11 protein-coding genes and 1 tRNA gene are annotated in these 13,755 nt (G+C 59.0%); 7 read left to right on the top strand and 5 right to left on the bottom strand.

Annotated features, from left to right (window positions below; genetic code table 11):
- Positions 1-51: 51 nt before the first annotated feature.
- Positions 52-128: transfer RNA gene (locus D7S86_RS03400), tRNA-Met, on the top strand.
- 262 nt (positions 129-390) lie between these two features.
- Here D7S86_RS03400 and D7S86_RS30600 read toward each other — a convergent pair.
- A complete protein-coding gene (locus D7S86_RS30600; protein WP_420813202.1) occupies positions 391-579 on the bottom strand; it encodes an integrase core domain-containing protein in 189 nt (62 codons plus the stop codon).
- Between the two features lie 259 nt (positions 580-838).
- Positions 839-1,093, bottom strand: coding sequence for a transposase (locus D7S86_RS03390; RefSeq protein ID WP_121083412.1), 255 nt, complete (start codon positions 1,091-1,093; stop codon positions 839-841).
- 200 nt (positions 1,094-1,293) lie between these two features.
- Between D7S86_RS03390 and D7S86_RS03385 the strand changes: the two genes are divergently transcribed.
- From D7S86_RS03385 to D7S86_RS28985, 4 genes are all read left to right on the top strand, one after another.
- Positions 1,294-2,205: a DUF6731 family protein gene (locus D7S86_RS03385; RefSeq protein ID WP_147432213.1), complete on the top strand. Its 912-nt coding sequence runs from the start codon at positions 1,294-1,296 to the stop codon at positions 2,203-2,205.
- A gap of 12 nt (positions 2,206-2,217) precedes the next feature.
- Complete coding sequence (locus tag D7S86_RS03380; protein WP_147432212.1) at positions 2,218-2,652, top strand: hypothetical protein; 435 nt, start codon at positions 2,218-2,220, stop codon at positions 2,650-2,652.
- Between the two features lie 638 nt (positions 2,653-3,290).
- Positions 3,291-4,328 (top strand): ParA family protein, encoded by a 1,038-nt coding sequence (locus tag D7S86_RS03375; RefSeq protein WP_158601845.1) that lies wholly within the window; start codon positions 3,291-3,293, stop codon positions 4,326-4,328.
- Between the two features lie 6 nt (positions 4,329-4,334).
- Positions 4,335-5,036: a hypothetical protein gene (locus tag D7S86_RS28985; RefSeq protein ID WP_147432210.1), complete on the top strand. Its 702-nt coding sequence runs from the start codon at positions 4,335-4,337 to the stop codon at positions 5,034-5,036.
- A gap of 484 nt (positions 5,037-5,520) precedes the next feature.
- Here D7S86_RS28985 and D7S86_RS03370 read toward each other — a convergent pair whose 3' ends face one another.
- Positions 5,521-6,192 carry a DUF429 domain-containing protein gene (locus D7S86_RS03370; protein ID WP_121083404.1) on the bottom strand — a complete coding sequence of 224 codons (672 nt, stop codon included), beginning with the start codon at positions 6,190-6,192 and terminating at the stop codon, positions 5,521-5,523.
- A 326-nt stretch (positions 6,193-6,518) separates the two neighbouring features.
- Between D7S86_RS03370 and D7S86_RS03365 the strand changes: the two genes are divergently transcribed.
- Positions 6,519-9,593, top strand: a complete 3,075-nt coding sequence (locus D7S86_RS03365) for an autotransporter family protein (RefSeq protein WP_121083403.1) — start codon at positions 6,519-6,521, stop codon at positions 9,591-9,593.
- A gap of 31 nt (positions 9,594-9,624) precedes the next feature.
- Here the strand turns inward: D7S86_RS03365 and D7S86_RS03360 are convergent, their stop codons facing one another.
- On the bottom strand, positions 9,625-11,184 hold the full coding sequence (locus D7S86_RS03360) for a methyl-accepting chemotaxis protein (protein ID WP_240647970.1): 1,560 nt from the start codon (positions 11,182-11,184) through the stop codon (positions 9,625-9,627).
- 481 nt (positions 11,185-11,665) lie between these two features.
- Between D7S86_RS03360 and D7S86_RS03355 the strand changes: the two genes are divergently transcribed.
- Positions 11,666-12,649, top strand: a complete 984-nt coding sequence (locus D7S86_RS03355) for a cation diffusion facilitator family transporter (protein ID WP_240647969.1) — start codon at positions 11,666-11,668, stop codon at positions 12,647-12,649.
- Positions 12,650-12,663: 14 nt separating this feature from the next.
- Here D7S86_RS03355 and D7S86_RS03350 read toward each other — a convergent pair whose 3' ends face one another.
- The gene (locus D7S86_RS03350; protein ID WP_121083401.1) at positions 12,664-13,677 is read right to left on the bottom strand and encodes a zinc-binding alcohol dehydrogenase family protein; all 1,014 of its coding nucleotides are present in this window, start codon (positions 13,675-13,677) and stop codon (positions 12,664-12,666) included.
- Positions 13,678-13,755: the final 78 nt, after the last annotated feature.

The following is a 13,755-nucleotide window of genomic DNA, read 5'->3' as shown; positions in this document are numbered from 1 at the left end:
TGACTCGACGCTTGACAGACGCGCCTCGCCTCACGATAATCTCGCTTCTTTGGCGAATTAGCTCAGCCGGTTAGAGCGACGGAATCATAATCCGCAGGTCCGGGGTTCGAATCCCTGATTCGCCACCAAATGCGAAACCCCTGTAGATCTTTGATCTACAGGGGTTTTTTGCTTTCGGCCCCTACGGTCTGTTCGCGAGATCATTCTTTTACAATCCTCTCGCGGTGCGAATTCGGTGCAATGCGCGGTGCAAACCTCAACGAAGGAGCACTATGGCTGCACTGCCCCCCCCTCAGGCACTTGGAAAGCAACCATCCGACGCGTCGGATGGCCGACGGCCGCGAAAACTTTGCGTACGAAACGCAACGCTGAAGATCGGGCGCGATGACCTTACCCCTCCGAGTACACCAGTCGTAAGTTAGTTGATTGGCCGGATTTCGTTTGTTGCAACGGCCGGAATTGGCTCGGCGCCAACCGCCCTAGAGCGCTATGTGGGCGTACTAAGTTGTACTCGGTTCGCCGCGCTTCAATGCGTTCAAATAACTCGGATGCTTTTTGCGTCGTTTCATTCGCAGCGATAGCCCTTCCGCTCGGTTCGCTTATGGTTCGCTACCAAGCCCTCGCGACGCAGTAGTACGTGAAGGCCGAGCTGAGCCAAACCGAGGACGCTCCTGAGCAAGTTCACGCAGGCGCTGCCGTGCTTCATGGTCGATGTCTGCACGAACGGGGCGTTGGAAGGTTCGTCGATTTAGCCCAACAAGATCGCACGCCCGGCGCTCCGAGTAGCCGTGCCGTTCAATCACCTGCTGCACAACTTCTCGGCCCTGTGCGGGCGAACTCACATTTTTCCCAGTACGCCCTGAATCTCGAGCGCGTGCTCCGCAACCAGCCGCTTCAGTCGCTGATTTTCTTCATCCAATTTCCGAAGGCGCCGCGCCTCGGACACGACCATACCGCCGTATCTGCTGCGCCAGTTATAAAACGTCGCATCGGAGATCCCATGCTTGCGGCACAAATCCGCGACCTTCATGCCCGCATCGGCTTCCTTCAGAACGTCAATGGTCAGTTCTTCCGTAAACCGCGATTTCTTCATGACAAGGTTTCTCCTGCGGCCTTGCCACTAACTTATATAGCGGGATACTTCGGCGGGGTAAGGTCACGGCGCCCAGCAATGCGGGCCATTTTTTTGCAATCAGCATCGACGAAGTCTCAACGCAGCCTTTCGTATGAGGTATCGTTACGGCAGATAATTGTCAGCGCACGCTGAACACGAAAATAAGACCGAGGGACGATATGGCAAATGACATGCTGGTTCACGCATTTCGAATACACCGGGGCGATACCGTCCCTCCACTCGAAGATTTGCTGAGCCAGATCACTGGCGATCCTATCGAGCAGCGAAATCGCAAAGTTGGGCGGCAGGACGTACGGCTCGAGCAAATCGCGCCACCGAATAGCGTCGGCAACCCCACGCCGTATTGGCTTCTGGATTTCACCAAATTCAGATTCGACCACGGTCCCAGTCGAGCTAGCTTGACCGCCGCATCGCAAGGCTTCGCGCTCGCTTCAGACGAAGGCTTTGGCGAAGAAACCGCTGTCCTGTACGATCCAATAAAGCATCAGGTGCTTATCCAGTACAACCATCATGGGGTCAGAGCAACGGTGATTAAGCTCTACTTCGCCTTGTACAATGCCAATAGCCCAGACACGCCGCAGATTCTGAATTACGACTTTCAGATCTTTATGAACGATGACGCCAACGTTCGCCTAGCGCAGAAGCAGATTCTCACGAAGCTGAATTTTCGAATCGCGCCGATCGCCATGTCGGCAGCGCAGCGGCGCGCGGGCGTGAGCCTTAACCGTGCGCTTGACCTGAGTCAGGAACTGCACGGACACACGATTGAGGTGACCGTCTCGGCCGGTCGCTCTCAAAATGCAATGCTAGACACCGGGCGTGTTGGTGCGATCATAAGGAAGCTGCAGCAATTTGTTGCGGACGACGCCAATACCGCGACACCGGTAGTGCAGGCATTTAAGGTCTACGGGAAAGATTCGGTCGTCGAGCCTGCGGAGGAAATCAATCTCCTCGCGGAAAAGTTAGAAGAAAGAATCGATGGGCTTGTACTCGGTGCGGATTTGAGATACACCCTCGCCTCGCGGTGGGAAGGTCTCACGAGGGCTAGGAGGGGCTGGCACAACATTTAACCGGATATGCGAGTGAAACACGGCCTGTTCGTCGAACGTACTTATCCATGGTGCGCCGGGCTGATAGCGGGAGGGCTCTGGTATCATTTTGGGCTCAATCTTCCAACAGCCGAGAAAGAATTCATGTCGGCGGCAGTGTCGGTCGGGGCAATATTGACCGGGTTCGTAGCAACAGCGCTGGCGATCCTCGCTGCTCTGCCGAACGATTCGATGATGGGGCGCATTCGGAATTCGGGCTACATCAATGAACTGGTACCCCACCTTGCTCAAGCACTGTATGGCTGTCTCGCGTTTTCCGTGTTGAGTCTCTGTGCGTTTTTCCCGATGAAGGACAACGCTCAACTTTCCACCTATTGGACTACGAGCTGGGTAATGATCGGAATTTTTTCGTCGTTTGCCTTTGTCCGCGTTGTGTCGACCCTAATGAGGATTCTTCGCCTTCCTTGACCAAGTTTGGACACGTGTTTGCGATCCATGCCGAAACGTGGACTGAGTCGCCTCGCGAACTGGTGTGACGAAATCACGAAAAGAGCCGCGTACGTTCGCATCATAGCTCTCGTCCATATCGGCGATATCACAATATGTGTTGCTCTGCGGCAATTGCTGGATTGGCGTGGCGCCAAAATCACGCCTAGGTTCCTTGGTGGTATTTCATGACAAAAAACGTTTGGTATCTGTCATCGTTCTCGCGTGCTGAATTCCGATACGATGGACCTCCCTCGTCGCCCGAGACTAAGTCGCCGAGATCACGACCATGAAGACGACTAGCGTGTTGCTCGCGGTCTTTTCAGACCGCATTAATTGAATCGACAGACGTACAATCAATCTGAAAGCGTTGACACTCGTTCGGAAAGGTTCCGGTAAATGCACACTCTATCGAACCTCCCCTTCGCCGCAGGAGGCGGGCGTCGTCGACATAAACTCACAATCGAGACCTCCCGCATCGTCACGATTTCATGTCAGAAGTCGCAACAATCTTTCTTGTTCGCAACAGAAATCAATCGATAGCATCGATTATCGGTTATGCTGTAGGCGGCAACATCTCGGTATCGTGAAGAAAAATCTTAACAGTGAGGAAATCGAGCGTGACCAAAATCATCACCCTATATAATCACAAAGGAGGAGTGTCGAAGACGACTACGACATATCATCTTGCATATGCCTTCGCGGAGGCAATGAAAATGAAAGTACTCGTGGTTGACGCTGATCCGCAATGCAATCTAACCGAACTCTGTCTTTCCAAGGTGATCGATGCCTTAGATATAAAGGAAGAAAAAGGTGAGTCAACTACGCTCCCGGGTTCTTCATTGAAGGATGCACTTTGGCCAAGACTCGAAGGTGAACGCGCTAATGTCGATGTTGAAAGTATCGTTTTGACAAAATTTGACGAAGAATTTCCTCTTTTTATTCTTCGTGGTGATATCGGACTGAGCGAAGCGGAAGACAGACTTTCATACGCATATAGCCAGCGCATGACATCGGATATGCACCAAAAACGGACATATGTAGCCGTTAACGACATGTTACGTAGACTCGGCGAATTGCACGAATTCGACGTAATTTTAGTAGATGTCGGGCCGAGTGCGGCCGCGCTTACTAGATCATTTTTTCTGGCATGTGACAGCTTTTTGGTACCAGTTGCGCCCGATCGATTCAACTATCAGGCTGTCGGCTCTTTAAGTCACATTCTCAATAAATGGATCGTGGAGCACATGCAAGTCGTTCCAGATTTTCAAAAACTATCGCTCAATGTCCCGACCCGTGCGCCGGTACTTCGTGGCATCGTGATGCAGCGATTTCAACGCCATAACGGTGTAGCAAAAGCTGGTTTCAAAGTCTGGATTGATCGAGTTCGCCAACGAGCCACCGAAGAATTAATTCCTGCCTTGATTGATGCCTCCGGTGCTGAAGGGGTGGCAAAGCATTGCTTAACTGAACCTCTTTGCGCCGAAATTCATGATTTTGCAAGCTTAGCGCCAATGATGCTATCGAATAGCAAGCCCGTTTGGCGATTGACGAAAGATGATACCGAATGGCAAGGACATGTGTGGGAGCAGCGCTCATCCGCCATGAGAGAATTTCGCGATCGTTTTTTTTCGCTGGCAAAATTAGCAATCGAGTAACACAACATGGAAGCAAACTGGTCTTATGGTGCGGTAGCTTTTGTCGATATATTAGGATTTTCGGCACTTGTGACAGCAGACTCCAATTCAATTCAACCAAATCATCTCGAGAAATTGCGAGCGCTTCTTGGAAAAGTCAAAGAGGCCTCACAAGGCCTTGATATACGCGCATTTTCCGATTGCATTGTGATTTCGGCGCCCTTAAAAAGCGATCGAGTGACTCTTCTTTTTAATTCAGTCATATCACTTCAGCGATTGTTGGTTGGCGGGGGCGTGCTAGTCCGCGGCGGCGTGGCATTTGGAAAGCATTTTGCGGACGATACACTAATCTACTCAGAGGCGTTGATTCGCGCCTACCTTCTCGAACGTGACAAGGCCCGTTTTCCACGCATCCTGGTAGATCCAGATTTATTGGATTGGTATTTCCACAACAACGACACAACACCTGAAAATACAAACGCAACCAAAAGCCTTTTATTGACCGATCGTGACAATCAAATTTTTCTTAATTATTTGCAACACCAAACACTAGATGAACACCTGACTACAATAAAGACATACAATACAAATAACGCAACCCCTAGTGTTCTTGAAAAAATTCAATGGCTAGGACAATATCATAACTACATCGCCAAAATCACCAATAGTGATCACGTATTTTCAGGCCCAATGCTAGATGGATTTCGCGAGATCATGATCTCCCCATAAAATCAAAAAAACATTCACCCCCAGTGCATCAACACACTCCATAATACCCAAAATTATCATAAAACCGGCAACCCATGCAGATCTCATTAATAATCACGAGCCGCACCCACACATCCTTTTCACGGACAACAATTCTATGCAAACCCCCACGATAGACTCGATTTATCAGCGACATGACGACCCCGCTCCTGTTACACACGCAACCATCTTCGTTCTATAATACGTTACTCACACGCATCTTGACTCGACGTTACACGATGATAGCTTCATTGCAAACGCAACGAAAATATTCCCCACTCGTTAATCACGCATTAGCCCAACGAAGGTCACATCATTCACATACGAAAAACCTCCTCGACAATCAGCAGAAATCCAGTTAACCACCTTCATCTCATCATTTCCTTTTAATTCAAAAATAAAATCACCCGAGACTTATAAGAAAGGAAAACCCATTTTTCGAATAGTGACTCCCATCGTGACAAATTCAAAACAGCAATTGATCAATTAATCGAATCCCCACCGGCAACACGATATACCCGCCGCTCACATCCCCCACCGCCCGCGTTTTCCCTTCGACAAAACACCGCGCCGCGACCGCGCATAATCCCGCGTCGAGAAAATCGATCGACTTGAGTCTCGCCGTATCGATGCCGAGATCCTCCAGCAACCGTCTGCGCTGTGTGCGCTTGAGCTTGGCCGAAGCGACATCGCGCCCGAGCAACGCACACGTGATCGCATACGGAAATACTTCAATACTCGCCCGCCGCCCCGCATAAACCGGCACCGCATCGACCGGATGCGTCTGCGCAAACACCTCGTAAAGCCGCGCGCCATTCAACATCCACTTGAAGAACGTCGTCGTCGAGCTTTGCGCACGCGCCAGCGTAGGCGTCGGAAAGCACGATATCCGTTCTCTCGCGAGCGCCTGTTCCGCTTCGCGCCTCGCCCCCTCCACGCCCCACTTGCTCGGCGCATCGATCGCGACCACTTCGACCTCGTGCTGCAAACACCGTCGATGCAATTCGCCCGGATCCCGGTCGGTCACGACATCGACAATGCTCGATCCCCGCATCACGACAAGGTGAAATCCCTTCTCGATACCACCCACATCGATGCCCGCGATCACGACGGATCGCTTCCCCTGATTCACCGACATCTCCCCTCTCCGCGTGAATGCCTCGACGTCCGGCTGTCCCCCCAAACACCCCTTGCGTCCCGCCCGATTTCGACCTTTAACTGAATGAACACCGCCATGCATCGCTCTGCGGCCCGCATGCGAACCCTCGGCGCCTGCCAGTCCATCCCACTCGGCCCATCCCGCGCACGCTCCGTTCCGCAGTGACATCCCGTCGGATGCCGATCGAGGCAATCACACGACACGCCACCGAATGTTCGCGTTTCGGCTAGACGCGTTCGCCCGAATCCGCACACGATCGTCCGACACACGAAGCCTGTGCATGCCAAGCCAGACCGGAGGCCCCCATGCGCCCCGCTCACGCGAACGCGACGCCCCACCTTCGCATCGATGTGCGCCCATTGGTTTTCGGACTATCGATTATCGGGCCGATTTTCGGCCCGCTACCCGCCGCGCTCGCCGCCTGCAACCTCCTCGCGCCGAACACCGGCGACACCGTCACCTGCGACACGAGCGCACCCAATCCCACCAGCGCGACGATCACAGCGATCCCCGGCAGCACGAACGTCACCGTCAACATCCTGCCCGGCGCCGAACTCGACACGACGACGACCGCGATCGTCGTCAGCGATCAAAGCACCGTCTTCAACGACGGCACCCTGAACACGAACGGATACGTCGCCAAAGGCATCATGGCCAACGGCACAGGCGCGGGAAACGATCGGCTCGTCAACCGCGGCTCGATCACGACCACCGGCGAATTCTCCGAAGGCCTCTACACCTCGGCCGCTTCGTCGAACCTGCTCAACGACACGACCGGCTCGATCACGACGACCGGCGACAACGCGAGCGCCATGATCGATTTCGAAGGCCCCGGAAACACGACGCTCACGAACCACGGCTACCTCTCGACCTCGGGCACGGGCTCATATGGCATGGCCGGCATCGCGCCGAACGACACCCTCGTCAACACCGGCTCGATCACGGTAACGGGCCCCACCACGGCCGGACTCTACGCGACAGGCGACATCTCCGGCCGCACGCCCTACGGATCCGGCGCCGCGACGCTCATCAACACCGGCAGCATCACAGCGTCCGGCCCCGGCGCATTCGGCATCCTCACACTCAACTCGGACCCGGTGACCGTTACGAACGACGGTCTGATCGCCATGACCGGCCAAGGCGGCGACGCCGTCTTCATGAACGAATCCGCCACCTTCACGAACGGCGCCGGCGCGCGCATCGTCGCGCCATCCGTCAACGGCGTCATCGCGAACGGCGGCGGCACGCTCGACAACGCAGGATCGATCGACGCCCGCGATGCCGGCCTCTTCGTCGGCGCCCCCGCCCTCATCACGAATACCGGTTCGATCACGAGCACCGCGTTCATCGCGATACAGGCACAAGGCAACGTCAACGTGTCGATCGACAACAGCGGCACACTCAGCGGCGCCGTCGCGGCGGTCCAAACGGACGCCGGCAACGACACCTTCACGATGTCGGGCGGCTCGACGACGGGCATCGTCAATCTCGGCGCCGGCGCGAATGCGATCGTCATCACGGGCGGCACCGTCGGTTCAGGCATCACGACGTCAACGGGTCCGTCGGACTCGCTCGTCTGGCGCAACGCAGGCGTCGTGATCGGATCGATCGTGCTCGCCGGGCTCGACAATACGGCCACGCTGATCGGCCTGACCGACACGAACCTGAACGCGCTCACCACGCTATCGAGCGGCACGGGGACCGGCACACTGACGCTCGACCACACGCAGACGCACATCGCGAGCCGCTTCACGAACTGGACGTCGGTGCAATTGACGAACGCGAGTCAACTGACGCTCGACACCCCCGGCCTGACGCTCGGCAATGCGGTCATCGGCACGGGCGCCCTCGGCATCGACGCGACAAGCACCCTGTTCGCGGGCGGACTCGGCGATCCGCCGATCGCGCCCGCCATCGCGGGTCAGCTCGTGACAGTCCGCAACGCGGGAACAATCTCGCTGACGAACGGCGGCGCGAGCACGACGGACGCGCTCGTGATCCACGGCAACTACATCGGCCTCAACGGCACGCTGCAGTTGCAGACCGTGCTCGGCGACGACAACGCGCCGAGCGATCGACTCGTGATCTCGCAAGGCAGCGCGACAGGCCGTACAGCGATCGGCGTCGCGAACGTCGGCGGCACGGGCGCGGCGACCCTGCTGAACGGGATCCTCGTCGTACAAGCGCTCGACGGCGCGACGACGACCGCAAGCGCGTTCACGTTGCAAGCGCCGCTCGAGGCCGGCGCGTACGCCTATGCGTTGTTCAAGGGCGGCGTGAACGCCGGCACGTCGGACAACTGGTATCTGCGTTCGAGCGTCGCGCCCGCACCGGCTCCGACGGCCGCCGCGACGCCGACACCCATCGCCGCCATCGGCACACCGCCGCTTCCGGCCGCGCCGCCGCCGGGTTCCGACCCGACACCGCTCTACCGTATCGACGTCCCCATTTACGCCGAGATGCCCGAACTCGCGCGCACGCTCGGCATCGCGCAACTCGGCACCTTCGACGACCGGCACGGCGATCCCGCGTCGCTGACCGACACGGGACTGCTCTCGGCATCCTGGGCGCACATCTGGGGCAGTCATCTGGCGCAAACCAACACGGGCACCGTGACCCCCGAATTCAGCGGCGATACGGGAGGCCTCCAGATCGGTCAGGACGTTTACGCCGACGTGACCGAGAACGGCCATCGCAACCACGCGGGCCTTATCGTCGGCTTTGCACGCGCGAGCGGCGATGTCAGCGGCTTCGCGCTCGGCTTTCCGGAGTACGCTGCAGGACGCCTCGCGATCGACGCCTATAGCGTCGGAGCCTATTGGACCCACGTCGGTCCGGGCGGCGCGTACACCGATACAGTTCTGATGGGCTCGTTGCTGTCGATCGACCCCACCTCAAACTCAGGCGTCGTCGGCGGCTCGCACGGCCATATGGAAGCGGGATCGATCGAGGGCGGCTTGCCGATGCCGTTGGCCGGCACGCTCAGCATCGAACCGCAGGCTCAACTGATCCTCCAACATGTCGCGATCGACGATATCGACGACGGCATCTCGACGGTCGCATTGCATTCCGACAGCGGTCTCATCGGCCGTATCGGCGTGCGCGCGCAAGGCACGGTCGAAGGCGCGGGCACGACATGGGTGCCCTACGCGCGCGCGAACCTGTGGCGCACGTTCGACGGCACCGACACGCAAACCTATGCGAACACGACGGTGATTTCGGCGCGCGTCGCCTCGACGGCCGCCGAATTCGACCTGGGCCTCGCGGCGAACTTCAGTGCGCACGGCAGCGCCTTTGCCGCCGCCAGCTACACGACGAACGTGAACGGCGCGCACCGAAGCCTCGTGACGGGCAACGCGGGCATGCGCTGGCGTTGGTGAGCACCCCCACGCGCACACCGAGCGCCCCGCCTCACGCGAACGCGGGGACCAACGCGCGCGCCCTGTCGCCGACGCGAAACACCGACACAGCATCCCTGAGTATCTCCGCCTGTTCCTCGAGCGAGTGAGCCGCCGCCGTGGCCTGCTCGACGAGCGCGGCATTCTGCTGCATGACGCCATCCATCTGCGCGACTGCGTGACTGACCTGTTCGATGCCGCGGCTCTGCTCTTCGGACGCACTCGCAATCTCGACGACGATGCCCGACACCTGCTCGATCGCACGCTTGACCTCGTCCATCGTCTCGCCGACTTCGCTCGCCTGCTCGGCGCCCGACTCGATCATCGAAACCGACGAGCCGATCAATTCCTTGATCTCCTTCGCGGCGGCAGCCGAGCGTTGCGCGAGGCTGCGGACCTCGCTCGCGACGACGGCGAAACCACGGCCCTGTTCACCGGCTCGCGCCGCCTCGACAGCGGCATTCAACGCAAGAATATTGGTCTGAAAGGCAATGCCCTCGATAACGCCGGTGATCTCCGAGATCTTGCTCGAACTGCCGCTGATCCGGCCGATCGTCTGAACCATGCGCCGCACGGATTCGTCGCCGTTCGTCACGACCGCGGTCGCGCGCGTCGCAAGCGTGCCGGCCTGCCGTGCATTGTCCGCGTTGTGCTTCACGGTCTCGGTCAACTCGGTCATGCTCGACGCCGTCTGTTCGAGCGACGACGCATGCTCCTCGGTACGCGCCGAAAGATCCGTGTTGCCCTCCGAAATCTCGTGCGCGGCGACCGTGACCAATTCGGCGCTCGAACGAATGCCGCGAATCGTCTCGCTCAATTGCGCGTCCATGCGCGCCAGCGCATCGAGCAGACGGCCGACCTCGTCCTTCGATTCATGCTCGATCCGATTGTCGAGTTGACCGCGCGCGATCCGGTCCGCGACGTCGGCCGCCTGTTCGAGCGGCTTCGAGATCGCACGAACCAGATACACGGCAATGCCGATCGCGATCACGGCGCCCAGGCAGACCAATACGACGGCGATCAACCGTATCGAGTGCGCCATCTCCGCGTTTCGATCGGCGAACCGCAGCGCCATATCGAGATTCATGTCGGCATCTTCATTGAGGGCGTCACTGAGGATGTTCCCGACCTTCGGCACCGTGTCCGCGCCCGCCACACCACCGTTCAGATCGCCGCCCTCGATCGCCGTCAATGCACTATCGGTCGCCTCGTTGAACTGGCGCATCAGGCCATCGATACGATCGGCGAGCTGGCGCTCGACGTCGTTGGAGATGCCGTCAGGGTAGTAGTGACGCCAAGCCGCATTCAAACGCGTCTGCGCGGCGCGAATCTTCACCACTTCGGCTTTCGTCTGGTCAGGAAACACCTGAACCCGCCGCAAGCCGAGCCGAACTTCATATTCGCTCGTCCGCGTGCTGGCGAGATCCTCGACCGGTATCGTGTTCTGTACGAAGGTCTGGCGCAAACCCTGTGTCAACCTCGCCATCCCGATCTGTCCAAACACCCCGACTGCGACGATCAACGCGACGCAAATACCCAACGCAACGACGATCTTGATTTTGATGCTATGCATGTACGCTTACATTGTCCCGTTCGTGTGCCGATTCGCTCGCTTCGCGCGAGACGGTTTCCCGCGCGAGCCTTCTACGTAAACGGCAACCAAAAACGACTCCGATGTAGGAACACGCTGAATGACGCGTAAGCCCTGTACGCTTCGAAACGATTCCCGTTCGGCAATGCCACGGTGGCGCGAACACATTCCCGACTACGTTCGACTAGAGCGTCTGCTCCCGTGCACGCAAGGCGCGGCCCCGATCCGCGGGACGGTGTCGGCAAGCTCGCGCGCAACCGAACTGTCACAAAACGGCCGCAGACTAGCGCGTGCTCAAGCGGGAGGCGGTGCCTCGCGAGCACGTCGCACGACGCCACCGACGACGAAAACGAGAATCGGATCGATTCTCTTCAAAAGCCGAAAAACGGGTTAAGACCCACCCGGCGGGCCGGCCCACGCATAATTGCGAGATCAGGCTCCCCCAACCCTTCAAGGACCCGACGTGATCTCGGACGCCACACTCGACCCCGCGCGTCGCGCGGGCCAGCCCACCCTCGACGCCGAATCGAATGCCGCGTTGCGCAACGTCGCGTCGATCGCGTCGATGTGCGTGGCGCTCGTGCTTGTCGGCGTCAAGGTCTGGGCCTGGTCCGCGACGGGGTCGATCTCGATGCTGTCGTCGGCCGCCGATGCGCTCGTCGACGTCGTCGCATCGGTCGTCACGTTCACGGGCGTCCGATACGCGGCGCAACCGGCGGACCGCGAACACCGATACGGGCACGGCAAGGGCGAGGCCGTCGCGGCATTCGTGCAGGCGATTCTGCTCGCGGGCGCCGCGCTCGGTCTCGGCGCGCAGTCGATCGTCCGGCTCGTGACGCCGGTCGAACTCGAAGCGTTGAGTCTCGGCATCTGGGTCGTGATCGGCAGCACGGTGACCGCGGCAGCGCTCGTCGCGGTGCAAACCTACGTGGTCAAGCGAACGCGCTCGACCGCCATCGCCGCCGACCGCGCGCACTACATGACCGACATCGCGGTCAACTTCGGCGTCCTCGCCGCGCTCGCGCTCGATCACGTCTTCGGCTGGACCCGCTCGGACTCGATCGGCGCACTGCTGATTTCGGCCTATATGCTCTGGAATGCGCGCGACATGGCCAACGAGTCGCTTGCGCAACTGCTCGACAGCGAACTCACCGACGAGACGCGCGAAAAAATTCGCGCGACCGTGCTCGATTGCGATCGCGTCCAAGGCATGCACGACTTGCGCACGCGCTATGGCGGCGATCGCGTATTCGTCGACTTCCACGTCGAGGTCGACGGCACGCTGTCGGTCCACGACGGCCACGCGGTCTGCGACGCCGTCGAGCAGGCCGTCGCCGAACTCTTTCCGAAGGCCGACGTGACCGCGCACCTCGAACCGACCGGGCTCGACGACGAGCGCCTCGACGAACAGGTCGCGCGTAACGACCGGCCGGCGAAGCCTCACTGACGCAACAGCTCCCGTCAAAACCCTTCGAGAACGATCTTGCCCTTGGCCTTGTTGCTCTCGATCAAGGCGTGCGCCTTTCTGAGATTCTCGGCGTTGATCGTGCCGAAGTTGCCGCTGACCGTCGTGCGGATCGTCCCCGCGTCGATCAACGATGCGACGCGATCGAGCAGCACGTGTTGCTCGATCATATCGGCCGTGCCGAACATCGAACGCGTGTACATGAACTCCCAATGCAGCGACGCCGACTTGCGCTTGAGCATGCGGACGTCGATGTGCTCGGGATCGTCGATCAACGCAAGCTTGCCTTGCGGCGCGATCGACTCGACGATCTGCGGCCAATGCGTATCGGTCTGATTCAACGATACGATGTACTCGACGTGCGCGATGCCGATGCGCTTGAGTTCTTCCGAGAGCGGCTTCGTGTGATCGATCACGTGGTGCGCGCCGAGCGTTTCGAGCCACGCCGACGTCTCGGGACGCGAGGCCGTGCCGATCACGGTCAATCCGGTTAATTGGCGCGCAAGCTGGACGAGAATCGAGCCCACGCCGCCCGCGGCGCCGATGACGAGGAGCCGCTTCCCCGCGCTCGCGGCGCCCTCCGCGATCCCGAGACGATCGAAGAGCATCTCGTACGCGGTGATCGTCGTCAGCGGCAACGCGGCGGCGCTCGCGAAATCGAGACTCGCCGGCATATGCCCGACGATGCGCTCGTCAACGACATGCCGCTCGCTGTTCGCGCCGGGACGAACCAGCGAACCGGCGTACCAGACGCGATCGCCGACCTTGAACAGGCTCACCTTCGAGCCGACGGCCCGGACAACACCGGCCACATCCCAACCGAGCACCTTCGCCTCGCCTTCGGGCGGCGCGACGTTGCGGCGGATCTTCGTGTCGACCGGGTTCACGGACACGGCATGCACGTCGACGAGCAGATCGTGTTCGCCGGGCGTCGGCTCGGGCAATTCGATGTCGATCAACGAATCCGGCTCGGCGATCGGCAACGACTTTCTATAGGCGATGGCTTTCATGGCAACCCTCATGGTCAGGATGTTCGGATGAGTGGGCCGGCTTGCCGCGCGCTGCGCTCAAACACCGATTCGTGCGCC

Source organism: Pararobbsia silviterrae, from assembly GCF_003628125.1.
Lineage (GTDB): Bacteria > Pseudomonadota > Gammaproteobacteria > Burkholderiales > Burkholderiaceae > Pararobbsia > Pararobbsia silviterrae.
The sequence above is the reverse complement of the archived record's forward strand: the minus strand, read 5'-3'. Positions and strand labels throughout refer to the sequence as shown.

What these genes read in the sequence shown, in the direction of transcription:
- D7S86_RS03390 (WP_121083412.1), bottom strand. Translation starts at nt 1,093, where the DNA reads ATGAAGAAATCGCGGTTTACGGAAGAACTGACCATTGACGTTCTGAAG.
- D7S86_RS03385 (WP_147432213.1), top strand. Translation starts at nt 1,294, where the DNA reads ATGGCAAATGACATGCTGGTTCACGCATTTCGAATACACCGGGGCGAT.
- D7S86_RS28985 (WP_147432210.1), top strand. Translation starts at nt 4,335, where the DNA reads ATGGAAGCAAACTGGTCTTATGGTGCGGTAGCTTTTGTCGATATATTA.
- D7S86_RS03370 (WP_121083404.1), bottom strand. Translation starts at nt 6,192, where the DNA reads ATGTCGGTGAATCAGGGGAAGCGATCCGTCGTGATCGCGGGCATCGAT.
- D7S86_RS03365 (WP_121083403.1), top strand. Translation starts at nt 6,519, where the DNA reads ATGCGCCCCGCTCACGCGAACGCGACGCCCCACCTTCGCATCGATGTG.
- D7S86_RS03360 (WP_240647970.1), bottom strand. Translation starts at nt 11,184, where the DNA reads ATGCATAGCATCAAAATCAAGATCGTCGTTGCGTTGGGTATTTGCGTC.
- D7S86_RS03350 (WP_121083401.1), bottom strand. Translation starts at nt 13,677, where the DNA reads ATGAAAGCCATCGCCTATAGAAAGTCGTTGCCGATCGCCGAGCCGGAT.